23 protein-coding genes and 1 tRNA gene are annotated in these 25,314 nt (G+C 40.6%); 15 read left to right on the plus strand and 9 right to left on the minus strand.

The genetic code is table 11. From position 1 onward, the window contains the following. Positions 1-539: 539 nt before the first annotated feature. The gene (locus ACQ2HE_RS19470; RefSeq protein WP_430901676.1) at positions 540-1,433 is read left to right on the plus strand and encodes a MerR family transcriptional regulator; all 894 of its coding nucleotides are present in this window, start codon (positions 540-542) and stop codon (positions 1,431-1,433) included. A gap of 956 nt (positions 1,434-2,389) precedes the next feature. Here ACQ2HE_RS19470 and ACQ2HE_RS19475 read toward each other — a convergent pair. After that, positions 2,390-2,671 (minus strand): hypothetical protein, encoded by a 282-nt coding sequence (locus tag ACQ2HE_RS19475; protein WP_430901674.1) that lies wholly within the window; start codon positions 2,669-2,671, stop codon positions 2,390-2,392. A 199-nt stretch (positions 2,672-2,870) separates the two neighbouring features. On the opposite strand from ACQ2HE_RS19475, the gene ACQ2HE_RS19480 reads away from it, so the two are divergent. The 6 genes from ACQ2HE_RS19480 (at position 2,871) to ACQ2HE_RS19505 (ending at position 8,075) form a co-directional block, all read left to right on the plus strand. Then, positions 2,871-3,374, plus strand: a complete 504-nt coding sequence (locus ACQ2HE_RS19480) for an RNA polymerase sigma factor (RefSeq protein ID WP_430901672.1) — start codon at positions 2,871-2,873, stop codon at positions 3,372-3,374. Positions 3,375-3,377: 3 nt separating this feature from the next. Further along, positions 3,378-4,844 carry a phytoene desaturase family protein gene (locus ACQ2HE_RS19485; protein ID WP_430901670.1) on the plus strand — a complete coding sequence of 489 codons (1,467 nt, stop codon included), beginning with the start codon at positions 3,378-3,380 and terminating at the stop codon, positions 4,842-4,844. A 61-nt stretch (positions 4,845-4,905) separates the two neighbouring features. Next, positions 4,906-5,742, plus strand: coding sequence for a phytoene/squalene synthase family protein (locus ACQ2HE_RS19490; RefSeq protein WP_430901668.1), 837 nt, complete (start codon positions 4,906-4,908; stop codon positions 5,740-5,742). Positions 5,743-5,745: 3 nt separating this feature from the next. Beyond that, the gene (gene idi / locus ACQ2HE_RS19495; protein WP_430901666.1) at positions 5,746-6,258 is read left to right on the plus strand and encodes an isopentenyl-diphosphate Delta-isomerase; all 513 of its coding nucleotides are present in this window, start codon (positions 5,746-5,748) and stop codon (positions 6,256-6,258) included. A gap of 85 nt (positions 6,259-6,343) precedes the next feature. Beyond that, entirely contained in the window at positions 6,344-6,850 is a 507-nt protein-coding gene (locus ACQ2HE_RS19500) for a sterol desaturase family protein (RefSeq protein WP_430901664.1), read from the plus strand. 88 nt (positions 6,851-6,938) lie between these two features. After that, positions 6,939-8,075 (plus strand): lycopene cyclase family protein, encoded by a 1,137-nt coding sequence (locus tag ACQ2HE_RS19505; protein WP_430901662.1) that lies wholly within the window; start codon positions 6,939-6,941, stop codon positions 8,073-8,075. Between the two features lie 403 nt (positions 8,076-8,478). Here the strand turns inward: ACQ2HE_RS19505 and ACQ2HE_RS19510 are convergent, their stop codons facing one another. Continuing rightward, entirely contained in the window at positions 8,479-9,708 is a 1,230-nt protein-coding gene (locus ACQ2HE_RS19510; protein WP_430901660.1) for a M12 family metallopeptidase, read from the minus strand. Positions 9,709-10,535: 827 nt separating this feature from the next. Between ACQ2HE_RS19510 and ACQ2HE_RS19515 the strand changes: the two genes are divergently transcribed. From ACQ2HE_RS19515 to ACQ2HE_RS19525, 3 genes are all read left to right on the plus strand, one after another. Continuing rightward, entirely contained in the window at positions 10,536-11,975 is a 1,440-nt protein-coding gene (locus ACQ2HE_RS19515; RefSeq protein WP_430901658.1) for a cryptochrome/deoxyribodipyrimidine photo-lyase family protein, read from the plus strand. Between the two features lie 20 nt (positions 11,976-11,995). Beyond that, positions 11,996-12,235: a hypothetical protein gene (locus ACQ2HE_RS19520; protein WP_430901656.1), complete on the plus strand. Its 240-nt coding sequence runs from the start codon at positions 11,996-11,998 to the stop codon at positions 12,233-12,235. A gap of 133 nt (positions 12,236-12,368) precedes the next feature. Further along, on the plus strand, positions 12,369-12,752 hold the full coding sequence (locus tag ACQ2HE_RS19525; protein WP_430901654.1) for a hypothetical protein: 384 nt from the start codon (positions 12,369-12,371) through the stop codon (positions 12,750-12,752). Between the two features lie 168 nt (positions 12,753-12,920). Here the strand turns inward: ACQ2HE_RS19525 and ACQ2HE_RS19530 are convergent, their stop codons facing one another. After that, on the minus strand, positions 12,921-13,301 hold the full coding sequence (locus ACQ2HE_RS19530; RefSeq protein WP_430901652.1) for a winged helix-turn-helix transcriptional regulator: 381 nt from the start codon (positions 13,299-13,301) through the stop codon (positions 12,921-12,923). Positions 13,302-13,524: 223 nt separating this feature from the next. Between ACQ2HE_RS19530 and ACQ2HE_RS19535 the strand changes: the two genes are divergently transcribed. Further along, positions 13,525-14,166 carry an NAD(P)H-dependent oxidoreductase gene (locus ACQ2HE_RS19535; protein ID WP_430901650.1) on the plus strand — a complete coding sequence of 214 codons (642 nt, stop codon included), beginning with the start codon at positions 13,525-13,527 and terminating at the stop codon, positions 14,164-14,166. Between the two features lie 420 nt (positions 14,167-14,586). Next, positions 14,587-16,638: a caspase family protein gene (locus ACQ2HE_RS19540; protein WP_430901646.1), complete on the plus strand. Its 2,052-nt coding sequence runs from the start codon at positions 14,587-14,589 to the stop codon at positions 16,636-16,638. 110 nt (positions 16,639-16,748) lie between these two features. On the opposite strand, the gene ACQ2HE_RS19545 is transcribed toward ACQ2HE_RS19540, so the two are convergent. Further along, complete coding sequence (locus ACQ2HE_RS19545; protein ID WP_430901644.1) at positions 16,749-17,543, minus strand: hypothetical protein; 795 nt, start codon at positions 17,541-17,543, stop codon at positions 16,749-16,751. Positions 17,544-17,658: 115 nt separating this feature from the next. Between ACQ2HE_RS19545 and ACQ2HE_RS19550 the strand changes: the two genes are divergently transcribed. Further along, positions 17,659-17,928 (plus strand): hypothetical protein, encoded by a 270-nt coding sequence (locus tag ACQ2HE_RS19550; protein WP_430901642.1) that lies wholly within the window; start codon positions 17,659-17,661, stop codon positions 17,926-17,928. A gap of 102 nt (positions 17,929-18,030) precedes the next feature. Here ACQ2HE_RS19550 and ACQ2HE_RS19555 read toward each other — a convergent pair whose 3' ends face one another. The 5 genes from ACQ2HE_RS19555 to ACQ2HE_RS19575 form a co-directional block, all read right to left on the minus strand. Further along, positions 18,031-18,804 carry a LytR/AlgR family response regulator transcription factor gene (locus ACQ2HE_RS19555; RefSeq protein ID WP_430901640.1) on the minus strand — a complete coding sequence of 258 codons (774 nt, stop codon included), beginning with the start codon at positions 18,802-18,804 and terminating at the stop codon, positions 18,031-18,033. Then, positions 18,801-19,877, minus strand: coding sequence for a sensor histidine kinase (locus ACQ2HE_RS19560; protein ID WP_430901638.1), 1,077 nt, complete (start codon positions 19,875-19,877; stop codon positions 18,801-18,803). The genes ACQ2HE_RS19555 and ACQ2HE_RS19560 overlap by 4 nt, the downstream gene beginning before the upstream one ends. Positions 19,878-19,912: 35 nt before the next feature. After that, positions 19,913-21,196, minus strand: a complete 1,284-nt coding sequence (locus ACQ2HE_RS19565) for a hypothetical protein (RefSeq protein WP_430901637.1) — start codon at positions 21,194-21,196, stop codon at positions 19,913-19,915. Continuing rightward, the gene (locus tag ACQ2HE_RS19570) at positions 21,180-22,502 is read right to left on the minus strand and encodes a DUF4270 family protein (RefSeq protein ID WP_430901635.1); all 1,323 of its coding nucleotides are present in this window, start codon (positions 22,500-22,502) and stop codon (positions 21,180-21,182) included. The genes ACQ2HE_RS19565 and ACQ2HE_RS19570 overlap by 17 nt, the downstream gene beginning before the upstream one ends. Positions 22,503-22,609: 107 nt before the next feature. Then, positions 22,610-23,650, minus strand: a complete 1,041-nt coding sequence (locus tag ACQ2HE_RS19575) for a Kelch repeat-containing protein (protein WP_430901633.1) — start codon at positions 23,648-23,650, stop codon at positions 22,610-22,612. Between the two features lie 834 nt (positions 23,651-24,484). Here ACQ2HE_RS19575 and ACQ2HE_RS19580 point away from each other — a divergent pair. Together ACQ2HE_RS19580 and ACQ2HE_RS19585 are read left to right on the plus strand one after the other, a co-directional pair. Next, a complete protein-coding gene (locus ACQ2HE_RS19580) occupies positions 24,485-25,063 on the plus strand; it encodes a MarC family protein (RefSeq protein ID WP_430901631.1) in 579 nt (192 codons plus the stop codon). Between the two features lie 14 nt (positions 25,064-25,077). Further along, positions 25,078-25,149, plus strand: a tRNA-Arg gene (locus ACQ2HE_RS19585). Positions 25,150-25,314: the final 165 nt, after the last annotated feature.

Below are 25,314 nucleotides of genomic sequence, written 5' to 3' on the forward strand. Positions count from 1 at the left end.
GACAAGGACTATTATAAAAAGTTAGGGGGTAATCCATAAAGATTACCCCACTAAACAGGCTGGCATAAGCCGCCTAAAGCGTAAAAATAAATAATAAAAATCAATTGGTTTTTAACACAGAATCTTAGCGGTGAACTTCTTCACCACAGATACCAGAAATTAATACAGATTCCCGCAGATTAGTCTCCGATATTCGGAGTAGCTTCACCGCAACGACCGCTAATTGCGCCAAGAATTCGCAAAGTATCGTTGTATTTCCTCGCTCCTCGTTTCCTCTTCTCCTCGTTCCTACATTTCGGCTGTTTCAATTATTAATTATTACTTATTAATTATTAATTACATCTCCTGTTCAGATTTCCAGCCCAATCTCCCAATTCTTCCTAAACAACCCTTTCTCGCATAAAACATTTCTTCTATCTTTCCCGCCATTAGGAGCGGAACTGTTTAAGATTCAAGCCTAAAGCCTTGATTCTCTTAAACCTTATGGATTTTTTAGCTAAAAACATAAACCTTTCACAGTCCTCAGTTGTAACTAATTCATGACCTCATTTACAATCAAAGATCTAGAGAACCTTTCGGGGATCAAGGCCCATACGATTCGTATTTGGGAGCAACGCTATTCGTTCCTGAAACCTCAGCGGACAGACACTAATATCCGCTACTACTCGAATGACGAGTTGAAAACGATCCTCAACATTGCCTTGTTGAACAAATACGGATTCAAGATTTCGCATATTGATAAGATGAATCCGGAAGAGATCAACCTTAAACTTCAATCTCTTACTGATAGTACTGCTCAACAAGAGCGCATCATCAATAACTTGATCGCCTCTATGGTGGACATGGATATGGAGCGTTTTGAAGAAATTGTAGATCAGCAAATTGCCTTAAAGGGAGTGGAGCGAGTGATTCAAAACACTTTGTTCCCATTTTTGGAAAGAATCGGAATTCTTTGGCAAACTGATCATATCAATCCGGCACAAGAGCATTTGGTTACCAATATCATTCGCCAGAAGATCATTGTTGGAATTGAAACGGTTCGTCCGCATACCACTATTAATAAAACGTTTTTGCTTTTCCTTCCTGAAACAGAATACCACGAAATTGGGTTGTTGTATTTGTACTTCATTTTGAAGAGCAAAGGATTCCAAGTGGTGTATCTTGGAAGTAATGTGCCTCACAAAGATGTGGCCTATATTGCCAGATTGAAAAAGCCCGATTTCATGTTCTCACATGTAACCGGTGCGGGTCCTTCCGGAAGATTGGAAAAGTATTTCTTCCATTTGCGTGAGCAAACAGCGGGTATTCCGTATTTGGTATCGGGACAAGTGATTTATCAGCACATTAAATTCCCGGTTGATGTACAAATCAAACGTAGCTTGGCCGAGGTGATGGAGTTTATTAATAAGGAGTCGTTGCCGGTTTACAATTAGAGCTAAGAATAAAAGATGAATAATGAAGCGAGCGTTGCTCGCTTTTTTTGTGAGATGAACAGCCGGAACGCAAAGGGTGATGGTCTTAGGTTGAAGAGTCTGTTATTACTTTAAGTTTTTGGCAGCTTGAATTTCGAAGAGTCGTTTACTAAAGAGCGCAAAGGCCGCTTCGCGGGGGAACAGCCGAAACGCAAAGGAATGGTGGTTGGAGGTCGGAGAGTGTTTTATTGCTTTAAGTTTAGTAGAGGCTGATGTTCGAAGAGTCTGTACTTAAGAGCGCAAAGGCCGCTTCGCGGGGGAACAGCCGGAACGCAAAGTTATTGAGGCTGAAGGTTGGAGAGCTTGTAGTTAGTTAAGTTTTTGTCAGCTTGGGATTCGGAGAGTCGTTTACTGGAGGCGCAGAGCCGCTGCGCGGGGGAATACAGGGGAGAGCATGAATTTCTTATTAAAAATTTCAATTTGTTCAGTGCCCACGTTGCGCTGGCCGAAGGCCTCCTTCCGGCGAAGCCCAATTAAACACAGCGTGCTGCACTCGAGACAACTAAAACTTTGCGTTAAAATATATTGAACTCCCGCGGAGCGGGAACAACCGGAACGCAGAGTTATTGTGGTTGAAGGTTGGCGAGCGTTTTATGAATTTGAGTTTTTGGCAGTATGAAATTCGGAAATTCTTTTACTGGAGGCGCAGAGCCGCTCCGCGGGGGAATACAGGGGAGAGCTTGAATTTCTTATTAAAGATTTCAATTCGTTCAGTGCCCACGTTGCGCTGGCCGAAGGCCTCCTTCCGGCGAAGCCCAATTAAACACAGCGTGCTGCACTCGAGACAACTAAAACTTTGCGTTAAAATATATTGAACTCCCGCGGAGCGGGAACAACCGGAACGTAGAGTTATTGTGGTTGGAGAGCGTTTTATGAATTTGAGTTTTTGGCAGCTTGAATTTCGAAGAGTTGTTTACTTAAGGGCGCAGAGCCGCTTCGCGGAGGAATGCAGAACCACGGAGATACGGAGGCACAATGGATACTTTTTCTTTCTTTTTCACCGCGGCGGCGCAGCGTCCTTCGACTGGACCTTCGGTCCGCTCAGGACAGGCCCGCAGCGGAAACGCAGCGCTGGCAGTCTCTCTGTATTTCCTCGCTTCCTCTCTCCTGTAATTCCCCTTGTTCCCCCTCTTGTTCTTTTTTGTCTTTCCTCGCTCCTCGTCTCCTCTATCCTCGTTCCTGTTCTCCGGCTGTTCCATTATTAATTATTAATTCCTTAATTATTAATTACCATCCTTTTCCTATTAATAAATGTTTAAACTTTAATTCATTGATCCTGAACTGTTTAACGCTTTTCTTTTTTGTTTAACTTTTTATTTTAAAAAATTAAACAAAAAACTGCTCTTTCTCGTATATAGTGTTTAACTTTATGTCCTTAATAATTAAACACTCTTTGCCATGACAACTGTTGAATTTAACCAAATGCTGGTTAATAATGCGGAGTTTCTGAAGCCATTTGCGGCAACTTTGACACGTGATACCGAAGCGGCAAAGGACCTTTTTCAGGAAACTCTGTTCCGCGCATTATCTAACCAAGACAAGTACAACGTAGGTACTAATATTAAAGCATGGTTGTATACAATCATGCGAAACATCTTCATTAACAACTATCGCAGAAAGGCAAAGCAGCAAACCATTTTTGATAATACTCCCAACGAGTTTATTCTGAACAATAGTTCTGCTGTTGCTATTCCTAACAATGCGGAGACGAATTTGAGGATCAAAGACATTCAAAAAGCGATACATAATTTACCTGAAATTTTTCGTAACCCTTTTTTGTTGTACTTTGATGGATATAAGTACCATGAGATCGCGGATATGCTCAATGAACCTCTAGGAACGATCAAGAGTAGAATTCACTTCGCACGGAAATTATTGAAAGAGCAAATCATTAAAAACTAAGTATTGAAACCCATTGTTGTGATAGGAGCCGGCTTTGCCGGACTTTCTGCTGCCAGCTTTCTTGCCAAAGCCGGTTACCAAGTAACCGTTTTGGAAAAACAAGCAGGTCCAGGCGGACGTGCACGTCAATGGAAAACAAACGGATTTACTTTCGACATGGGGCCCAGCTGGTACTGGATGCCCGACGTGTTTGATCGTTATTTCGAACAATTTGGTAAAAAGGCCTCGGACTATTATACTATTGAACGCTTGGATCCCTCTTACCGAGTGTATTGGCAAGAAGGATACAGCGATATTCCTGCTTCGCTCGATGATTTTAAAAAGATGTTGGAGGAAATGGAACCGGGCGCTGCAGTAAAACTCGATCGTTTTTTGGAAGAAGCGCGTTACAAATATGTAGTGGGCATCCAGAAATTGGTGTTTAAACCCGGATTGAGTTTAGTGGAATTTCTCGATTGGGAAGTGATGAAAGGCGTGTTCAAATTAGATGTGTTCACTTCAATTAAGAAACACGTTCATAAATATTTCAAACAACCGCAAATTCGTCAGCTACTCGAATTCCCCGTTTTGTTTTTGGGAGCTTTACCTGAAAACACCCCGGCTTTGTATAGCTTAATGAACTACGCTGATATTGTTGGAGGAACATGGTTCCCGAGAGGCGGTATGTACAAAGTAGTGGAAGGGATGTATAAATTAGCCTTAGAACTGGGTGTTCAATTCAAATTTGAAGAACCGGTTACTTCTATTCAAATTGAAAAAAATGCAGTTCGAAATGTGGTGACTGATAAGGGGACCTATCCGGCATTAGCTGTAATAGGCGGTGCAGATTATCATTTCATAGAAACCCAATTGCTGCCTGAAGCGGCTCGCTCGTATTCAGAAGCCTATTGGGACAAGAGAGAAATGGCTCCTTCTTGTTTACTTTACTACGTAGGCATCAATAAAAAACTCGATTCTATTCTTCATCATATGTTGTTTTTTGATGTTCCGTTCGAACAACATGCAGATGAAATTTATACCTCAAGAATTTGGCCTGAAACTCCCTTGTTTTACGCCAACGCCTCCAGTGTTACAGACGCAAGTTTGGCCCCAGAAGGCTGTGAAAACTTGTTTTTCTTGATACCGGTGGCGGCCGGATTGAGCGATGATTCCGAAGAAAAGCGAGAATATTACTTCAATTTGATCATGGATCGTTTTGAAAAACGTGTTGGTCAAACTGTTAGAGATGCTATTGTAGTGAAAAGAAGCTTTGCCTATTCCGATTTTGTAAGCGAATACCATTCTTTTAAAGGCAATGCCTATGGTTTAGCCAATACCCTCATGCAAACCGCCATCCTTAAACCCTCTTGTAGAAGCAAGAAAGTATCCAATTTGTTCTATACCGGTCAGCTAACGGTGCCCGGTCCGGGAGTACCACCCAGTCTTATCAGCGGGGAAGTAGTAGCCGGGGAATTAATGAAGTCTTTTTAATGAACTATTTGGTGCATTAAAACGTAAATTGTTAAACACTACATCAGTAAACTGAATTGTTATGATGGCCATATACCATAAAGTAAGTCAGCTTTGCAGTCAAATTACCACCGAAGAGTACAGTACTTCTTTCTCATCGGCTATTTGTTTGCTGCATCAAGATCTCAGAAAACCGATCTACAATATTTATGGTTTTGTTCGGCTAGCCGATGAAATTGTAGATACCTTTCATGAGCACGATAAAGAACGCTTATTGGTTAAATTCAAGCGCGATACTTACGAGGCAATTGAAGATAAAATTAGCTTGAACCCTGTTTTGCATAGTTTTCAAATGACCGTGAATGAGTTTAATATCAGTCACGATTTAATTGAAGCATTTTTCAAGAGCATGGAAATGGATTTGAATAAACAAGCCTATGATGAACAGGGATATGAAAACTATATATATGGAAGTGCGGAAGTAGTGGGTTTGATGTGCTTGTATGTTTTCTGCGAAGGAGACAAAGCGATGTACGAAAAATTAAAGCCATCTGCTCAATCATTAGGAGCAGCATTCCAGAAAGTTAATTTCTTGAGAGATGTAAAAGCAGACTACCAAAGTTTAAATCGTACGTATTTTCCGGGTGTTGATTTCAATTCTTTCACAAATGAAAGTAAAGCGGCAATTGAGGCTGATATTGCGAAGGATTTTGAACATGCTTACGAAGGAATCATGCAATTGCCTTGGAAAGCGCGTTTTGGTGTGTATGTTGCGTACAAGTATTATTTGAGCTTGTTCAAGAAGATCCGTAAAACACAACCGGCGAAAATTTTGGAATCACGCATTCGAATCCCCAATTATTACAAAGCGTATATTGTGGTGCGAGCGGGTGTAAAAAATCAATTAAATCTGATCTAATTAATGAGTGCTTCGGTTGTATTAGTGAATGAAAGAGATGAAGCCATCGGGACGATGGAGAAAATGGAGGCTCATGAAAAGGGCTTGCTCCACAGAGCGTTCAGCGTATTTGTTTTTAATAAAGAAGGCTTGTTGCTATTGCAACGTCGCGCATTAACGAAGTACCACAGTGCAGGCTTGTGGACCAATACGTGTTGCAGCCATCCCTTTCCCAACGAGGCTGTTGCTGACGCTGCTGTAAGAAGATTAAAAGAAGAACTAGGTTTTACCACCCCCCTTACAAAAATTTTTGATTTCAAGTATAAAGCTGCTTTCGATAATGGCTTGGTTGAACACGAATTCGATCATGTGTTTGTAGGCGAATATGAGGGCGATGTTCAATTGAATCCGGAAGAAGTGCACGAGATAAAATACGTTTCTTTGGATGAAGTTGAAGCAGATATGAAGCTGCATCCGGATCAATACACCGCATGGTTTCATATTGCACTTCCAAAATTAATGGAGCAACTCCAATAGGACTGCATGGGAAAAAACACCAACTTTGTGTTTTGAGTAGATCTTCTAAAAAAGAAACGATTCAGTAAACTATCAATTAAGAACAATGCTTTCAGTACTCGTATATATTTTGGTTTTGCTCGGTACTTTTTTTGCCATGGAAGGAATTACCTGGGCTACTCACAAATGGGTAATGCATGGATTTTTGTGGTATTTGCATGAGGATCATCACCGCGTTCGCCCCGGATTTTTTGAAAAGAACGATGCCTTCTTTGTGATATTTGCGGTCCCGAGTTTTCTTTGCATCCTCTTCGGAACCTTGAACGCCATGTACTGGGTACAAGCCATTGGATTTGGAATTATGGCCTACGGCGCAGCTTATTTTCTGGTTCACGATGTAATTATTCACCAGCGTTTCAAATGGTTTACCCGCTCGAAAAGTACGTATGTAAGAGCCATTCGTTGGGCACACAAAATGCACCACAAGCATCTTGATAAGCATGAGGGAGAGTCATTTGGGATGTTGTATGTTCATAAGAAATATTGGGAAAAAGTGCGAAGAGATAAGAAGTTGATGGAGGCACAAAGAGTGGAGTATGAAGCAACGAGTTAAATATGAATTAATAGTTAACAATTAATAATTAATAATGAAGGTGGAATAGGTGCAAGCATATTGCATCTATTTTAGTTATTAAAGGAATATGTCTCAACGAACTGATTATATTATTCTAGGTTCCGGATTGGCAGGATTGTCGTTAGCGGCAAGAATGGTGAAATCGGGTTTGTTGGAGCATCAAACTTTGCTGATTGTAGACAAAGCTCCGAAACAAGGTAATGATCGAACTTGGTGTTTTTGGGAGTATGGTAAAGGTTTTTTTGAAAACTGTGTGTACCATCAATGGCCTTCTCTTCAATTTTATAGCGAAGGATTTGAAAAGGATTTAGACATGTACGACTACTCGTACAAAATGATCCGCAGTGGAGCACTCTATGAATATTGCTATTCAATTCTTCAAGGATGTAAGAATGTTTCATTTTTATATGGAGAGGTGAGTTTCCATCAGAGCAGTAGAGGAAACACAGAAGTGCGAGTAAATGACGAATTATTAGATCTTGATGGTGCACTTGTATTCAATTCTATTTTAACGAAGGAACCGGAACATCGGTTGAGTTTAAAGCAGCACTTCAAAGGGTGGATCATTGAAACCACTTCTCCTTCGTTCAATCCTAACAAGGCAACTTTGATGGATTTTAGGGTTGATCAAACCGAGGGGTCGACCTTTGTGTATGTACTCCCCTTAACAGAAACCACTGCACTCGTAGAATATACGCTTTTCACAGCCAACCTTTTACAGGACCATCAATACGACGCGGCACTGCGGAACTATATTCAACAATACTTGGGCATCACGCTTTATGAAGTAAAAGAAACAGAATTTGGAGTGATTCCCATGACCGCAGCCGAGTTTGAATTCTACAAGAATGGCATGTATCATATTGGAACAGCCGGTGGCCAAACAAAGGGTTCTTCCGGATATACATTTCAGTTTGTACAAAAACAGACAAAGTCGATTGTGAACTCCTTATTGCATCGTCAAAAACTTCAGCAAGTACCTGCCGCCGGTTCACGTTTTCACTTTTACGATCGCGTATTGTTAGAATTATTGGTGAATAGAACCTTAGAAGGAAGAGAAATCTTTACTCGATTGTTTCAGCAAAACAAAGCGCACAGGGTTTTCAAATTTTTGGACAATGAAACCGATCTTTTGGAGGATCTAGGAATTATTAGTTCATTGCAAATCGTGCCTTTTGCGAAAGCGGCGATGAGAGTGATGTAGGAATTGAGTTTTAAGTTTTAGGTTCTTGAGTTTTTTAGTTTGAGCAGCTTCGATAATTAATACTTCACCGCAGAGATCGCGAAGCCCGCGAAGCTTTCGAAAATTCTTCTTTTTTTGACCACAGAATACTCAAATTATAAATACAAGATAACACAGATTAGTCTCTAAAATAATAGAGCTAATCTGTGTTATTCGAAGTATAATTAATAATTAAGAATTAAAAATGAAACAGCCGGAAGTCAGGTTGATTGAATTTTAGAGACTAATCTGTGTGAATCCATATCAATTCGTGCTATCCGTGGTCAAAAAAGCCTAATACCTAAAGCCTAATGCCTAACACCTAAAGCCTAAATCCCAATACCTACTACACAGAATTCAAAAACTTAAATCTTGATTATTCCAATTATTTCTTCAGTGAGAAATTCACGGGAGTTGAATTAAAGAACCATTTCAATTCTTCCCCATCAACCAAGATCGCACGGAATACCATTTTGATTTTTGTTCCCGGAGTTACAGGCAGTTCACTATAAGGAATGAACATTTCGAAATCATCGGGAGCAGCTTTGTTAGCTGTTAAGATTTTACCGGCTTGGAATTTGAATGATTTGTAGGTAGCCACTACATTGCTGATATTGTATTTGTCGTTATTGTCCATTAAAGGATTCCCATTTTCATCATAGAAGAAAACTGTGAAGTACACTTGTCCTTCAGCACCTTGAGTTTTGATTCGGAATGAAGGATAGATGAGCAATCCACCTTTATCAGCGCTTTCTTTAAAGTTCATTGATGTAAAATCAGTGATAAAGAAGCGAGGTTTTTCTGTTGATCTAGCGCCTCCTTTAGGATACAATGCAGAAATCAAACTTTTATCGCCATCACTTAAATAGTTGTTCCAAGGAACTGAGTAGCCATTGGTGGTCCAACGAGCCAATACAGGGTAGTGCATGATTGACTTTCTATCGTAAGAAGTTCCTTGAGTATAGGTCAATGAATATTGTTGGAAGAGGTTTACGTCTACCGTAAGTTTATCCCAACCTTGAGATTGTCCGAGTTCTTTATACACTAATTCTTTGTTCCAGGGGATACCTGCAAGGGGGCTATAGTGTTCGTGCAGCAAACCTAGAGCATGACCGAATTCGTGCATTACAGTACCGTGCATGCTTTCATATGTTTTGAAATCGGTGGTATCAAGGTTCATGGTTTTTACATCTTGCGGAACTCCGGTGGCTAGTTGACCAATTACGGAATTGTGACCACCTTTGTTATCGAGGTTAACGCGGATATCGGCATCGCCACTTTCTACAAATTCAAAGCGTACATTGGCAAATTGTTCCCATTCTTTTGCGTAGCTCAATACTTTGAACTTCATTTCACTGCTTCCAGAGAGGAATTTCACACGGAGTACAGCGCCATTGTCCCACAAATAGTATGGATCGGCTAATCCGCGACCACTGGAAGTATCAAAGGCGGCAGTTACTGCCGGCGCCTTCATATAAGAAGTACAGCCATATTGTTGAGCTGCTTTCTGAGGTGGTTTTTTACCCGGGGCACTTGGTTTTTTGGGTGTTTGTGCTGTTGCAACACCTGCGATGAGCGCTAAAACGGCTACCAGCAAGGATTTCATGAGTTTCATATCTGCGTGTTTAAATGATTGAATTAAGAAACTGACGTAAACCTAAGTGATTTGAGAGAGTTTACAAATACCCAATAGCCGCAAAAAAATTAATAATTAAGATCAAGATTTACAAGATTAAAGGATGTACAGGATGGTTGCTGCAAATTCTGTCCCTCTGTTCTTTCTTTGTATTTCCTCTTTCCTCGTTTCCCGCAACGGCTTCGCCTGCGGGACTGCTGTTGTTCTGCAAAGCTAGCTTCCTGTTCTTCCCCCGCCTTCTTTTTCTGTATTTCCTCCTTCCTCGTCTCCTCTCATCCTCGCTCTTCTATTCAGGCTGTTTCATTATTAATTCTTAATTATTACTTGGTTTTGCAAAGGGCACAAGCTTACGCTTGCGCCAACTATACTAGCTTAAATAAACTAAGCTAACGCTTAAACAAAGCTCCGCGAGCTAAGGCTCGCTCCGCCGCTTCTGACTCATTTCCCACTCGGTCTTGTAAGTGTTCTCTAGCAACATACCCTAGTTCGCACAGTATTTCATTCCCACATTCACAAACTCCCAAATTCACAAATTATCTCCTCGGCTGTTTCATTATTAATTATTACTTATTCATTATTAATTGGTATTTCCGGCTGTTTCATTCTTAATTCTTCACTCTTAATTCTTAATTATTATCCCCCTGTTCTTCTCCCTCTTCTTTCTCTGTATTTCCTCCTTCCTCGTTTCCTCTTATCCTCGTTCCTGTACTCCGGCTGTTTCATTATTAATTATTACTTAATTAATTATTAATTCTCATCCTCCCTCCTGTATCTAAACCTTTCCCCTCCCTACTTGTTCTCTTCTCATGCACACTGTTGTTTGGTTCAAGAAAGATTTACGATTGAGCGATCATGCTCCACTTCAGGCAGCACTGGAGTTCGCGGAGCCAATCATCTTATTGTATTTATTTGAACCCGCAGTTTGTTCGCAGCCCGACTATGATGATCGACACCATCAGTTCATTCTACAAAGTTTGAAAGACATTCAAGCGCAGCTAAAACCGGCACGCATCGTTATTTTACAGGAAGATGCGGAAACTGCTTTCTCATTGCTTCATCAACATTATCCAATTAGGCGCACGGTTTCTTATCAAGAGATTGGAAATGCAGCCAGCTTCCAACGCGATAAAAAAATAAAAGCATTTTTCCGTTGCCATCAAATCGATTGGATAGAATTTCCGACCAATGGAGTACAACGGGGCTTGAAGAAAAGACAACAATGGAATAAATATTGGTTTGAAGTAATGGAAGCTCCTCTAGTGAATATCGATGTGTTAGCTTTAAAATCTCGACTAGTAAAAGAAATCCTCTTCCCGGAATTTGAAATCAAAATAGTGCAGCATCCTCATCGACAACCGGGTGGGCGTATCAATGCTGAGCGGTATTTGAAGAGCTTTTTCACAGAGCGCTATTTTAACTATCAACGTTATATATCAAAACCGGAAGAGGCCCGCCGTTCCTGCAGTCGCCTTTCTCCATACCTAAGCTTCGGTGTATTGAGTATGCGAGAAGTGTATCATTCTTTGAAAGCCGCTAAACAAACCGGCAATAAGAAAACGCTTTCTTTCTTTGGGTCAAGAATACTGTGGCACTGTCACTTTATTCAGAAATTAGAAACCAACTATAAAATTGAATGGGAAAACATGAACCCCGCTTTCAATTCAATTCGACAAGATAGGAATGAGTCCTTTTTAAGAGCATGGAAAGAAGGAACCACGGGTATACCAATTGTTGATGCTTGTATGAGATGTGTGAATGAAACGGGCTATTTGAATTTTAGAATGCGCAGCATGCTTGTTTCGTTTCTTACGCATCATTTATGGCAGCCATGGCAGGCGGGGGCGCATCATTTAGCGTGTCAATTTCTCGACTATGAGCCCGGAATTCATTATCCGCAGTTTCAAATGCAAGCAGGCACTACCGGTATCAATACCATTAGAATGTACAATCCAATAAAGCAGGGTATGGACCATGATCCAACCGGAGCCTTTATTCGCAAATGGGTACCCGAGTTGCAATCTTTGCCTGCACTATTCATTCATGAACCATGGAAAATGACTCCACTAGATCAATCACTTTATCATGTATACATGGATAAACATTATCCCAGTCCCATCATCGATATTGAAGCTGCTGCCAAATATGCCCGCGAAAACTTATGGAAAGTAAAAAACAGCAAAGAAGCAAAACAGTGGAACAGGCAGATATTGGGTACGTTGACGGAGAGGGAGGAGGAGAATGAATAATTAATAAGTAATAATTAATAATGAAACAGCCGGAGTGCAGGAACGAGGATAAGAGGAGACGAGGAAAGAGGAAATACAAAGAGAGGGCAGCGCTGCGTTTCCGCTGCGGACGCTGCGCCGCTGCGGTAATGAAGCACTTTAAATATTCAGTCTTTTCCCTTTACCGCAAAGAAACAAAGTACGCAACGGTTCGCAACGAAAAACTTAGCGAATCCTCTGCGCCCTTTGCGATCTTAGCGGTAAAGAAAATGTCAGTCTAATCCAAAACCTTTGCCCTTACTATAATTCCTAAGCTTCTTACACTCAATCACTTATCCTTTTTTAAGAACATTTTATCGGTTTTTACTTTCATTGGCCGAAAATTTGCCCTTTATTTACCAAAATCCCCGCACTATGGAAAACATTCAAACACTTGTAGCTTCTATGTTTGAAAAAGAGCAATTGATTCACGCTCTTGAGAAAGAAAGTAAAGTAAGCAATGCACATTATCATCATTTGGTTTTGCAAAATCCGGATAGAGTATTCTCCGATGACGAAGTGGTGATGATTCAAAAGGTATACAGCAAGTTGCAATCCATTAAAAAGCAACAACAAGAACTGCAACTTCAAATTCTATCTATCAAAGAAACGTTAAAAGGATATGTGGCACCGTTAGAAGGCGGCCGTTGGAAACATCGTACCAATGATCCGATGCATCCCTATATTGAGTTCTGGTTGGAAGACGAAGATTTGTGCTATGCAAGACTGAATCAGCGAGAGTGGAACCTTGTTAGTTAATAATTAAGAATTAATAATTAATAATGGAACAGCCGGCAGTCTGCATGAGAAATATAGTATAGGTAAGATAGAGGAAGAAGCGCGCCATTGCACGAAAACAAATACCTTTTCGCGTGTTTCAATTCATTCGCCTGAACTCTTGCGCTCTCAATTATTAATTTTTAATTATTAATTATTCTGAAAGCTTTTCCGCACCATCTCCCGATGACTGTATCCCCATTCAGATAAGGTATCTAACACAGGCTTGAGGGTATGACTGTATTCGGTGATTTCGTATTCTACCACTACCGGTGTGCCGGTATGAACCACTCTGCGAATGAACCCATTCAATTCGAGTTCTTTCAATTCAGACGATAATACCTTGGCAGAAATGCCCTCCAACAAGCGTTGTAGCTCATTAAAACGGCGTGTTTTCTCTAATATGGCAATAATGATTCTCAATTTCCATTTCCCACCGATAGCATACAAGGCATCGCCAACAGCGGCTAACTTTGCTTCGCAAGTCGATATACGACATTGACTTCCAGCTACTTCTGATTTTTCTACCATAATACTAACTAAAAGGTTATTACTTACATATTGTAAAGTGCTTACAATTTGTAACCAAATATAGGTAATTTTGAGTTCTCAACCAAATAATCGCAGATCGGGAACCAAGTTTGAACCATTCGCAGCTGAAATGGTTATTGACTCACCCTCCTTTTCTAAACGCGATTGATACCTAACTACGATTGGTTTGCCAACCATTTATTAAAGTATTAAAACATAGTGTATGAAATTAACTGAAGCATTGCAGTGGCGCTATGCCACAAAACGCATGAACGGAGAACGCGTTCCTGCCGAAAAATTAGAAGCTATTTTGGAAGCCATTCAATTATCGCCTTCTTCAATGGGATTACAACCCTACAATGTTATTCTAATTGATGATGAAGCTACAAAAGCGAGTTTGAAAGCTGCTGCATACAACCAACCACAAATTACAGAAGCGTCTCATTTGTTGGTATTTGCGGCATGGGATGACATTACCGCAGAAAACGTTGACTTCTACTTACAAGAGATCATTCAAACTAGAAATGTAAGTGCAGAAAGTTTAGACGGGTTTAAAGCTGCATTGATGGGAATTGTAACCGGAAGAACAAAAGAACAAAAATATGAGTGGGCTGCTCGTCAATCGTACATCGCATTCAGTAATGCGATTACCGCAGCTGCATTCGAAAAGGTAGACGCTACTCCCATGGAAGGTTTTGTTCCTGCTGAAGTTGACAGAATTCTCGGCCTGGAGAAAAAAGGATTGCGCAGTGTTACCATTCTCGCCCTTGGTTTTAGAGATGAAAAGAATGATTACATGGTGAGCCAGAAGAAGGTGAGAAGAGCGAAAGAAGTGTTGTTTGTGAAGAAAGAGCAGTTGAATTAATAATTAAGAGTTGAGAATTAATAATGAAACAGCCGAGTTAATTAATAATTAATAAGTAATAATTAATAATGAAACAGCCGGCAATCAGGTTGATTGAATAGCGGAGGCTAATCTGTGAGAATCCGTCATAATCTGCGGTATCTGTGGTGAAAATTAGGAGGAAATACAGATAGATTGCCAACGCTGCGAAACCGCCGCGATCGCTGCGCCGCTGCGGTAAAAAAAACACTAAAAATATTCAATCAGTATATTTTACCGCAAAGAAACAAAGTACGCAAGGGTTCGCAACGAAAAACTTGGCGAATTCTCTGTGTTGGGCTCTTCGCGGTGAACAAAAGAAGCGCTCCTTTCCCAAAAATACCTAGCAGCACGGATGCCAATTCATAAACTGAATAGTAGATTTGAAGTACTATTCAGTTTATGAAACGCATTCTGGTCATATTAATATTGGTATTGGGTACAGTTGCATGGGACAAACCCTCAACAGGCCCTCAGAAACTTGCGTTGATCATAGCTATTGGCGATTATTCCCCCGCAACGGGCTGGAAATCGATCAGTTCTCAGAATGACATCAAATACATCAAGTCTGCATTGATGGATCAAGGTTTCGAAGCGCCTAATATTGATACCATTACCAACGCCGCGGCTACACGAGTGGGTGTAATAGCTGCCATAGATCGACTTATTGCAAAGGCTAAACCCGGTGATATCATCGTTTTTCACTATTCAGGTCATGGTCAACAGCTCTTCGACGACAATGGCGACGAAGCAGATGGCTATGACGAAGCCATAGTTCCCTACGATGCGAACATGCGCTATAGTCCGGGCGTGTATACCGGCCAGAACCATATTCGAGACGATGAGTTAGGGGCAAAGTTCAAGCAATTAAAAAATAAGATAGGTGTAAACGGTAGTTTGTTGGTGTTGCTGGATGCTTGTCATTCGGGTACTGCTACTCGTGGTCAAGAGATGGCCATTACGCGCGGTGCCGATATCAAATGTGAGCCCGCAAATTATCATCCTGCATTGCAAGCACCGAATAAAGAAGGTGTATTCGACGATGCAGGTTTACTCAACAACATGGTGGTGATCAGCGCTGCTAGTGCCGATCAATTGAACTATGAAACCAAGGACGCCGAAAACAACGGTGTGGGCTCATTGAGTTACGCATTTAGCAGAGCCATTTCTCAAATCAAGGGTCCGGTCAACTACAAAATTCTTTTTGAAAAAATTAAGACGGATATTCAAAACTGGAAGCCGTTTCAATCTCCTCAAATTGAAGGCAATACCTCTTTGGCTGTAATGGGCGGAAAGACCATAGCGAGTCCCGACATTATTCGAATAACTCGTTGGAATGCCGATCAAACCATTGAAATTCCAAGAGGTACCCTACATGGAATCATCAAGGCCTCTAGTTTCTCATTGTACCCAATTGATGTTACCGATTTTAAAAATACTACGCCTATTGCAAAGGGAACTATTCTACATACTGCCTTGAGTTTTAGTGTAGGTAGTATTGAAGGGACTGTTCCTGATAAGTCGAAAGCTTATAACGTAGTGTTTGATTCGAAGAGTTTTGGTGATATGGCAGTTTCTGTGAAATTGGGCGAGGATCTTGCTCAATCGGCGGAAGTAATTCGAAACAAACTGGCCGCCTTGCCTTATATTAGTTTGAATCAGTCGTCTGCCGACATTGCTATTAATACGTTCATTGATCCGACTACACAACAAAAGCAATGGCAGGTATTGGCAGTGAACGACAGTGTTTTGTGGAAGAAAGATTGGAATTCAGGAGGACTTTCCGAAGTAGATGCCGATGCTATTAAAGAACAGGTTAAGCAGTATGCAAGAGCGCAGTATTTGCGGTCCATTTATACTTCGATGGATGCTGTATTTCCTTACGTGGCTGTTGACATTATTCCAGGTATTATTAAAACGGTGAACGGAGTTGATACCTTGATTGTACAGAAAACCATTGATCAACAAAAAAATGCAAAGGGAGATGTTCAGTTCTTGGAGGCCAACGATGAACAAGAAAAGAATGAAGGATTTGTGATCCGGATTCGTAACATGCAAGATTATGCGATCTATTTGAGTGTATTGGATATTATGCCCGACAATGCAGTAGCAGTGGTAATCCCTGATCCCAATGATATGAACAGCACCGCAGATGATTATAAGATCGCTGCACAGAAAACCTTTACTACGCGGCCAATAAAACTATATCCACCTTATGGTAAGGATTTTATGAAAATCCTGATTACGCGCACGGCCATGGATTTGAGTGGTATTCAACAAACCCGCACCCGTGGCGCGCAACCGGATCATTTTTCAAATTCATTTGAACAGTTTTACAATGATACTTTTAAGGACGAGCAGTCAGTTAGAACCCGTGGTCCAAAAGTAGCGCCTGTTCGAGTGGAAGAGATCAAGATTGTTCCGTTTACATATTTGATACAAAAGCGAGGATAGGCTAATTAGTTAAATAGATGATGTGATAGTTTGTGAATTTGAGTCTTTGTTGAACTTATTATAGCAATAAGAGCTTGTGTTGAAGATCTACTAATTCACAAATCAACACATTAGCCAATTAACTTGACTCTTACTTTCATTTCAGTTTTCTCCGCCATTTTACTCATGTCTCCGCCTTGGGGTCCACCAAATCCACCACCGGGAGGAGGCCCACCAAAGTCGCCGTCACCGCCGCCACCTGGGGGAGGTCCGCCACGAAAATTATCATCTTGCGGCATCGAGATTCCATTGATCACAATGTTTAATGTTAAGATATCCATCTTAGCCCTGATTTCATTTGGCAATGCTGCATAGGGGATGGCTAGTTCGTAAACAAGGTTGTTTTTTTCATCCCAGTCGATGGCTACTTTTACCGGGCAATTGCCTTTTACCGATTGATTGCCATTCCATTCTTTCTTGAAACCACTTAAGTTGTAGTTCACGAGCTTAAGCTTACTTTGTAGTTGTGCTGTTTTCTCGTCGGGCTTTTGTTGTGTTTTGTTGAGAGGAGTTCGCTCTGTTTGTGCCATCGGGCCTTGTGGTAAGGGAAACAGTACGCCAATTGCATTAAGTCCTTTTGATTCGGTATCGAGCCATACTTCCATACCTCCATCTAGAATGCGCATCTCTTGCGCTTTGTCGAGACTTTTTACAAATACATACACATTGTTTTCATCACTGGCAATACTATATACACATTTTAGTTTTTTGTCGTACTGCAAATCGGTTGTTCCCCATTCTTGAATGGATCCGTCAATTTGAGCGGAGAGGTGTTTTGCGGGGAGGACGGAGCTATTGCTTGCTTGTTTGGAACCTCCACATGCTGCGAGAAGGATAGTTCCGAAAATGATCATGCGCCTTTTCATGTTTTTTCAGTTTTTCGGAAAATTAGTGTGCGATTCTGCTAATGAAATTTTAAAGGAAGCTGAAGCGGGCAAAACAGATAATTAATAATTAAGAATTAATGATTAATAATTAATAATGGAACAGCCGAAGTACAGGAACGAGGATAAGAGGAGACGAGGAACGAGGATGAGGAGGCTGGTTTTGCGCAGCAAAAGCAGTCCCGCAGGCGAAGCCGTTGCGGGAAACGAGGAAATACAGAGAAAGAGCAGGAAGATGAACAGGGGGAATACAGGAGGGAGAATGATAGGAAGCGAAGAAAGGAAGAGAAAGAACAGGAAGAGGAACAGGGGGGATGCAGTTACGCGGAGCCAGACTATCGATCCTGTAAATCCAGATCGAAGTTAGGTTGATTGAATATTGGATTCCAATCTGTGGGAATCTGTTTTAATCTGCAAAATCTGTGGTCAAAAAATTCCTAAAGCCTAAAGCCTAAAACCCAATGAATTCCTACAATTTCAACCACTCCAAAAACTCCGTCGCCTTGTTCTTACTCACAATAATATCGTATTTCCCTTCGATAGAGACTTCTACGGTGAGTTTGCGCGCGAAGAATTGGCTGACTTCTTTGATGGCGGCTTTGTTGATAAGGAATTGTCGGTTGGCACGATAGAATTGGTTCTCCTCGGTCATGGCTTCCAGCTCTTCCAAAGTAAAGTTGATGGAGTATCGTTTATTATCAAAAGTTACTACTTGTGTGGTTTTATAGTCGATGAAGAAGAGTGCTACATCTTCAATTTTAATGGGAATAATTTTGTCTTTAAAATTCACCAACAAATTGCTTTCTTTCTTTTTAGCAGATTTCGATTGGATGGCTTCGAGTACTGCTTCTAAATTAAGGCTATTGGAAGTGTTTTTTGAGAAATTGGATTTCAGTTGTTTGTATCGGTCTAATGCTTCTTGAATGTCTTTTTTCTCAAAGGGTTTGAGGATATAGTCAATGCCATTATTCTTAAAGGCCTCTAAGGCATATTCATTGAATGCAGTGCAGAAAACAATTGGCGCTGCAATTTTTGTTTCTTTATAGATATTGAAACTGTGTCCATCTCCCAAATGGATATCGCTAAATATTAGATCGGGTGTGGAATTGGAGTTAAAATAAGAAACTGATTCTGACACACTAGACAGTACCGCTTCAATAACGATACCCGGGTCAATAGCTTTAATATAATCGCAGAGTGTTTCAGCTGCTAATGCTTCGTCTTCAATAATAACTACTTTCATTGTTTACAAACATTGATGTGTACACTGAATTCTTGAGGAGATTTCTTAATGACAATATCAGGTTTGCCTTGAAGGCGATAGCGTTCAGATAAATTGTTTAAACCTACCCCACCTGATTTTTGCTCCAAACTGGGTTTTAATTGTAGGTTGTTTGATACGCTGATGCTGGTTTCTGCAATATTAGCTTCTATTTTTATGGTAAGTGGACTGGCAAGTGTTAAAATATTGTGTTTTATTGCATTTTCTGCTAACAGCTGTAAGGAGTAGATGGGTACTAAACCCTGTTCTTGAATTGATTCAGGGATCTCAATTCTATAATGAAGTGCTTCACCAAAACGCACTTTCTGCATTTCCAAGTAATTGGTAGTTAAATCAAGTTCTTCCGAAAGGGGAACCATTACATTTTTGGTGGTGTTGACACTGTGTCGCAGAAATGCGGTGAGTTTGTTGAGATAGGTTTCCGCTTTATCCGGGCTTTTAATAATTAGCGCTTTCAATGTTGTAAGTGCATTGAAAAGGAAATGAGGTTGTAGTTGTTGTAACAGCAACGTATGCTTTGCTTCTAGATTGGCAAATTTTAGTTGATCGTTTTCTTGTTGAATGGCGTTGCGTTCTGTTTGGAGTAATAGTACTTCAATTAGAATAAGTACGATAAGATTTATTGATTCTGATTGTACAAACGGAAAGATGAAAAGATTGCGAGGACTTCTTAATCGAATGGCCTCTGCTGCTGCAGGAAGTGGGGGCGGTGCAAACAGTAATTTTATTAATTGGAACATTATCAGCGTCACAAGAACGGCTAGAAGTGCACTCGTGAAGTACCTGAGTTTGTTTTTCTTGAGTACTGCAGCATGTTCACTGAACTTTAGAATCAATATATTGGTTGACCATAGTAGTGCTGTCATGAGAAAGAGAATAGTGAAACTCATCACTATCATATACAAATGACCATTTGGTTGATTGTTAAAAGGTTGCCTAAAGAAAGAAGGCATGGAACCAAACAAGGCAAACAAAGGCGTTGTTAGCAATGCCAATCGAATGAGTCTTTTGTATGGAATTTCTTTTGTGCTCATGAATGAGAAAACTTGATACGGGGCAAAGTTACCCATTAATCATATTTTCGGGTGTACCGTGGTCCGATCCAGATGTCTTTCATTGTTAAACCAATCACAAATTGGGTATAATTTTCTCTGATTTGACCAAGGTTTCTGTTGCCTCTTGTGCCGAACTCCATACCTCCATAAATATTGGTTCCGCGTGTTACCGTAATGCCACCTCCAAAAGAGAAGGAATAGTCCCAGATTTTATTGTTGTCTAAATTGATATAACTGTTTTGTACGGTGGAACCCATGCTGAGGTAATATTTCTCTATCATTCCATTAAAAGACTTTGCATACTTAGAATACTCGATCCCGCTTGATATCCTGAAACTGGGTCCGGTGGTATAATTACTGGTACTACTTAAACTTTGGGTTGGCCAATTGTAATAGTTTCCATCCAATGAAAGCGCTAATTTCTTTTTATACGTTGCGCTATAACCCAAGCCATAGGATATCGGAAGTTTAAAGCCTTTGTTGTCTTCTTGAGTGGTAGTTAATGCTGTGGTGCTCGTTCCTTCGTAGTATTCAGTAGTAAGTATACCTTTCAATTTGGTGGCTACTTGAGCGGTAGCACCCACACGATGTTGCCATTTTTTGGTATCGGATGAATAGTACTGTAGTCCAAGTAAGGCATTGGCTCCATTGTAGAAATCGTATTCCTTTTTTGTGATCGAGTAACTCAAGTCGGTTCCGGTATAGGTAGTATTCTTATAAAAGTTTCCAAATAAGAAACCGCCTGTAATGCCTGCAGAGAAATGTTTTCCGAACTCTCTTGCATATGAGCCAAACAATTGATGGATACCTCCATCACCTTCAATTGTTTTAACGTATGTGCCATCTCCATCAGCAATTTTGCCATACGCATAGTATTGATAATTTACCGAGCTATATGGTTTTAAGCCAAATGAAACAGCCGATTTCTTGTCTAGTTTAAATGCAAAGGAAATTCGTTTTACAACAAAGTCTTTGTTTTTTCCGAGTGTTGTGTCAAAATCAGGATACTTGTAGGTGCTGGTTCTTCCGCGGAAAGTGATGTCGAAATTCATTGTTTTGAAGGGCAGAGCTGTAAGTGAAGCGGGATTTGAAAAGTTCAAAGCGCCGGCATCTCTTCTTCCTAAAGATGCATTTCCGCTGGAGAAATAGCGTCCAAAATCTTTTGTGTCTACATCTCCAATTCCAAGTACTGAATAGGGCGAAGTAGTGTTCTGCGAATGGCCTGTACTGACTGCGAAAAGGAGACCAATTATTGCGATGAATCTTATTTTAGTTGAGTACTTAAAGTCCGAGCACATAGAGTTTTAGTTTTATTCCGGATGAGGAAATGATTTGATCATTAATGATCAGTCGTTTACTGGCTTGGTCACCTGAACTTTCAGACGATCCCAGGAATAGTGCTTTGGTGCTGAATACACCCTCACTTAGTACGGTATTGATATACGATGTGATGTCGAAAGTGTAGGTTGGTTCAGCACCGTTGAGTTTGTCAACAGTTAAGTTTCCTGTTTGTAGACTTCCGTCACTGTTTTGGAGGTTGGATGAAAATAAGTTGTCGCTATTGCTGATGGCAACTACTAAAGAGTCGGGCAACGAATAAGGATATTGAAAAGTGCCCGGTGCAGGATGTATCTGCAATTCTGCCTTTAATATACGGATATATGGGTGAGCCTCTTTCAATGAAACCAGATTCGGGAAAGTGATTTTCGCATAACTAGGCATGTTATTACTGATATAGGCTCTGTTGTTCATTTGAGCACTTTCGTAAATTTCACGCTTGTACTGACGAAATATTTTGAAAGGAGTATTGGTTTTATTGTATACAATATTGTTGTATTGTTTTTCTGATCGGAAGCGGAAATTCAAGTATTTGCTTGTTGTTTGCGTAGTGCGCAAGCGGTAGTATAAACGGATGAGTACAGTGCTATCATCGCTGTTGAAATAGTACAGTGCATTATTGCTCATGCTATCTGATCGTATCACAACACCGGGGAAATAGGCTCTGAAATTTTCTTGATTGCTAAAAATGGTGTTTTGTTCTTTCATTTTCTTGAGCCAATCAATTCCAAGTTCGTCTGCTAATCGAATGGTTACTTCTTTTTTACGAGTTGGTTTTACATACGTGGTGGTACTGCCTAGTTCGTCTATCTCATACGGGAAGGCCATGGGGTAGTAGAAGGTATTATTGGTAGTGTCTTCGTTGTCTATTTTTTGAATAACACGATGTACACTTAATTTAAAGGGGAGTGTAGTATCACCATAATAGTTGCCTGTTGGCTTCAATACCATTACGATAGAGTCGAATTCTATGTTTTGACCGGGCAAAGGGTTTTCAGCCGGAATAACGATCTCGGCGTATGAGCTGGCCGTTATTTTGGCGAAGTTGGTATCATTGTGCGTACCCACCATAAATGTGCTGTTGCCGGAAGTTTTGAAGCTGTCAAGTTTGAAAGTAGAAAGGGCTATTTGGGTGTTTTCCAAATAGGTAATGTTTGGATCAGCATCGGCCGATTCATTTTGAAATACTACATCTACTTTGTCGCAAGCTTCCAACGCTGTTACTGCAACAAATGATGTTACTAAAAGTATGGTTCGAATGTTCATGTAGTTGGGATTTTTTAGAAAGCTGTATTGCCGCAGGTACTACTGTTATGAAACCCCGCAATACAGCTTTACTCACTCTAACTTTAAATCTAACTTATGACACCCTTTTAATTGTCTTTGGTATTTACTTCATCGTCGGGATGGAAGAGGAACATGTCATCGTAACGATAGGTACTGTTTGAGCCGGTAAGCACATATCCTACACCGTTCCAAACAAAGGATACAGCACCTTCTCTTGAACTGCCTTCAAAGGCGGTTTTTTCTTTCCATAGATCGGTGGTGATGTCGTATTCCCAAGTGGAAGAAATGATACCGTTTCTTGTTCCTGTTGTTAAATAAGCTTTGCTGCCGATCACAAAAATTACGGCATTGCTTCTTTTGATGTATTCGCTATAATCGTCGTCGAAAGAAGAATCGGTGGCATCGGAGATGCTACGTTTTTGCGTCCAAGAATTGGAACTTGGGTTATAGCTCCAGAAATCGGCCAGATAGCTACCATTGTTCACACCTGTTACCACGTATGCATTGTTGTTGTAGGTAAAAGCCACTGCATCCATTCTTTTCGACCCTGCTAAGCTGGCTCTTTGGATCCATTCATCAGAAAGTGGGTCGTACATCCAAAGATCTTTTAAGTAAGAACCGTCGTAGCCACCGCAAACATAGCCTTTGTCGTTGAGCACAAAAGTTGTGGCTCCGATTCTTGCCGTTCCAAGAAAATCATTTTTTTGGGTCCATGCATTTGTGGTAGGATTGTATTCCCAGAAATCTTTTAGTTTATTATCATCGCCATCGTAGCCACCACCTACATAGCCTTTGCCGTTTGCACCGAAGGCGAAAGCTGAATTGCGTGCAGTACCGGGAAAGTCAGCAACACGCGTCCAAGTACCGGTGGCGCCATCGAATTTCCAAAAGTCTTGTAAACGTTTTGTGCCATCGTAGCCACCGCCTACATAGGTAACGGTGCCAATAGTGAAGCTAACGGCTTCTGTTCTTCCTACGCCTTCAAATTCGAAAGAGCGTACCCAATTTCCTACAAGAGTAGAATCGGAGCTGGTGTTTTTCACACAAGAGCTGAAGCTGAATGCGATAAAAGCGGAAGCGATGGTAAGTTTTCCTAGTTTCGATACAGTGGAAAAAAATGTAGTCATAATTGTCATATTTACATTTAAAGTGTTGAATCGGCTGCAATCTGTATTGAAATGGTAAAAAAGAATTGTTAAGACGTCTGAAGAGGACAAAACGGGGGTTGAAGCGGAAGGGAGGGATAGTTAATAATTAATAATTAAGAATTAATAATTAATAATGGAACAGCCGTGGTAGTTAAGAGTTAATAAGTAATAATTAATAATGAAACAGCCGGGGTAATTAAGAGTTAATAATTAATAATTAATAATGAAACAGCCGGCAGTCAGGTTGATTAAATTTTAGCCTCGAGAGGCGACAGCCGATTCGGGAAGTGAGGAAAGATAGAAAAGAAGAAGAGGAGGAGCAGTGGGACCTGAAACCCACAGTGGCTGCTAACGCTGCGTTTCCGCTGCGACCGTTGCGAGGTTCCTGAGCGACCAGTTGAGCGAAGCGAAAATGGGAGTCGAAGGACCGCCGCGGTGAAAAGAAAGATCGAAAGTCGGGAAGATGGAAAAGGGGATGAAGGCTCTCTGCGAAACCTTCGCGCTCTCAGCGGCCTTAGCGGTGAAAAATAGACTGACCTCCAACTACTAAAAAATTTGTTCCAAAAAAATACCACCGGTAATTTCCCGATGGCATTTCTCTAAACCTTAAACCTAAACTGAAAACCAATAAAATTTAAATTGTAGACCGAGTAAGTTTGATAGTATATACGATCTATCTATAAGAAGGGTTGGAAGCGTTAATTGCTGCAAGGGCTTTAGTTTATTAGCAAAACATTTACATATAAAAGCCGGTGTTTATAGGAGGCTTATAAAGTGCTGCGGGTTCTGTATCTTTGCAGCAAACGGAAACACATGTCATTAGAAATCAATGAGTTACTGACGGTGAGTTTCACCTTATTTGCTGTAATTGATATTATTGGGTCTGTTCCGGTTCTGGTTGGTTTGAAGGAGAAGATTGGAGGTATTAATGAAGTGAAAGCAACCTTGATCTCGGGTGGATTGATGATCTTGTTTTTGTTTGTGGGTGAGAAGTTCTTGAACATTTTAGGAGTTGACAAGCGCAGCTTTGCAGTGGGTGGTTCCATTGTGATCTTCATTTTAGGATTGGAGATGGTATTAGGACTAGAGTTTTTTAAGAGTGAGAAAGATGCCAAAGCGAGTACGGTAGTTCCCATTGCCTTTCCGTTGATAGCTGGATCAGGAACTTTGACTACGATTATGTCGCTCAAAGCGAACTATGAAAATCAGGTGGTGTTGTTGGCAATTTTGTTCAATTTGATCATTGTGTTCGTTGTTTTAAAGAGTTTGAATTTTATTCAGAAATTATTGGGTCCGGCGGGCATGATAGCGATTCGTAAATTTTTTGGGGTGGTGTTGTTGGCGATTGCTGTGAAGATTTTTGCGAGCAATGTGCATGGGTTGATTAAGTAGATATATAGTTATAAGGCCTCGTAGTACAATGGATAGTATAAGAGTTTCCGAAGCTCCAGATTCAGGTTCGATTCCTGACGAGGCTACTACTTCACTTTTTTATTTCGTAGTACAATGGATAGTATAATCTCGTTTAAAACGAGACGAAGCTCCAGATTCAGGTTCGATTCCTGACGAGGCTACTAGTTTTTTAACAATGAAAGATTTGTGCGTTGCACTGTATTTGCCCAAAGCCTAAAGCCTAACGCCTT

Origin of the sequence: Endoryza foliicola (assembly GCF_050589245.1) — a bacterium.
Classification (GTDB): Bacteria; Bacteroidota; Bacteroidia; order Chitinophagales; family Chitinophagaceae; genus Endoryza; species Endoryza foliicola.

Coding starts and splice junctions, on each gene's coding strand:
- ACQ2HE_RS19470 (WP_430901676.1), top strand. CDS start 540: ATGACCTCATTTACAATCAAAGATCTAGAGAACCTTTCGGGGATCAAG.
- ACQ2HE_RS19475 (WP_430901674.1), bottom strand. CDS start 2,671: ATGGAACAGCCGGAGAACAGGAACGAGGATAGAGGAGACGAGGAGCGA.
- ACQ2HE_RS19480 (WP_430901672.1), top strand. CDS start 2,871: ATGACAACTGTTGAATTTAACCAAATGCTGGTTAATAATGCGGAGTTT.
- ACQ2HE_RS19490 (WP_430901668.1), top strand. CDS start 4,906: ATGATGGCCATATACCATAAAGTAAGTCAGCTTTGCAGTCAAATTACC.
- idi (WP_430901666.1), top strand. CDS start 5,746: ATGAGTGCTTCGGTTGTATTAGTGAATGAAAGAGATGAAGCCATCGGG.
- ACQ2HE_RS19500 (WP_430901664.1), top strand. CDS start 6,344: ATGCTTTCAGTACTCGTATATATTTTGGTTTTGCTCGGTACTTTTTTT.
- ACQ2HE_RS19505 (WP_430901662.1), top strand. CDS start 6,939: ATGTCTCAACGAACTGATTATATTATTCTAGGTTCCGGATTGGCAGGA.
- ACQ2HE_RS19510 (WP_430901660.1), bottom strand. CDS start 9,708: ATGAAACTCATGAAATCCTTGCTGGTAGCCGTTTTAGCGCTCATCGCA.
- ACQ2HE_RS19515 (WP_430901658.1), top strand. CDS start 10,536: ATGCACACTGTTGTTTGGTTCAAGAAAGATTTACGATTGAGCGATCAT.
- ACQ2HE_RS19520 (WP_430901656.1), top strand. CDS start 11,996: ATGAAACAGCCGGAGTGCAGGAACGAGGATAAGAGGAGACGAGGAAAG.
- ACQ2HE_RS19525 (WP_430901654.1), top strand. CDS start 12,369: ATGGAAAACATTCAAACACTTGTAGCTTCTATGTTTGAAAAAGAGCAA.
- ACQ2HE_RS19530 (WP_430901652.1), bottom strand. CDS start 13,301: ATGGTAGAAAAATCAGAAGTAGCTGGAAGTCAATGTCGTATATCGACT.
- ACQ2HE_RS19535 (WP_430901650.1), top strand. CDS start 13,525: ATGAAATTAACTGAAGCATTGCAGTGGCGCTATGCCACAAAACGCATG.
- ACQ2HE_RS19540 (WP_430901646.1), top strand. CDS start 14,587: ATGAAACGCATTCTGGTCATATTAATATTGGTATTGGGTACAGTTGCA.
- ACQ2HE_RS19545 (WP_430901644.1), bottom strand. CDS start 17,543: ATGAAAAGGCGCATGATCATTTTCGGAACTATCCTTCTCGCAGCATGT.
- ACQ2HE_RS19550 (WP_430901642.1), top strand. CDS start 17,659: ATGGAACAGCCGAAGTACAGGAACGAGGATAAGAGGAGACGAGGAACG.
- ACQ2HE_RS19555 (WP_430901640.1), bottom strand. CDS start 18,804: ATGAAAGTAGTTATTATTGAAGACGAAGCATTAGCAGCTGAAACACTC.
- ACQ2HE_RS19560 (WP_430901638.1), bottom strand. CDS start 19,877: ATGAGCACAAAAGAAATTCCATACAAAAGACTCATTCGATTGGCATTG.
- ACQ2HE_RS19565 (WP_430901637.1), bottom strand. CDS start 21,196: ATGTGCTCGGACTTTAAGTACTCAACTAAAATAAGATTCATCGCAATA.
- ACQ2HE_RS19570 (WP_430901635.1), bottom strand. CDS start 22,502: ATGAACATTCGAACCATACTTTTAGTAACATCATTTGTTGCAGTAACA.
- ACQ2HE_RS19575 (WP_430901633.1), bottom strand. CDS start 23,650: ATGACTACATTTTTTTCCACTGTATCGAAACTAGGAAAACTTACCATC.
- ACQ2HE_RS19580 (WP_430901631.1), top strand. CDS start 24,485: ATGTCATTAGAAATCAATGAGTTACTGACGGTGAGTTTCACCTTATTT.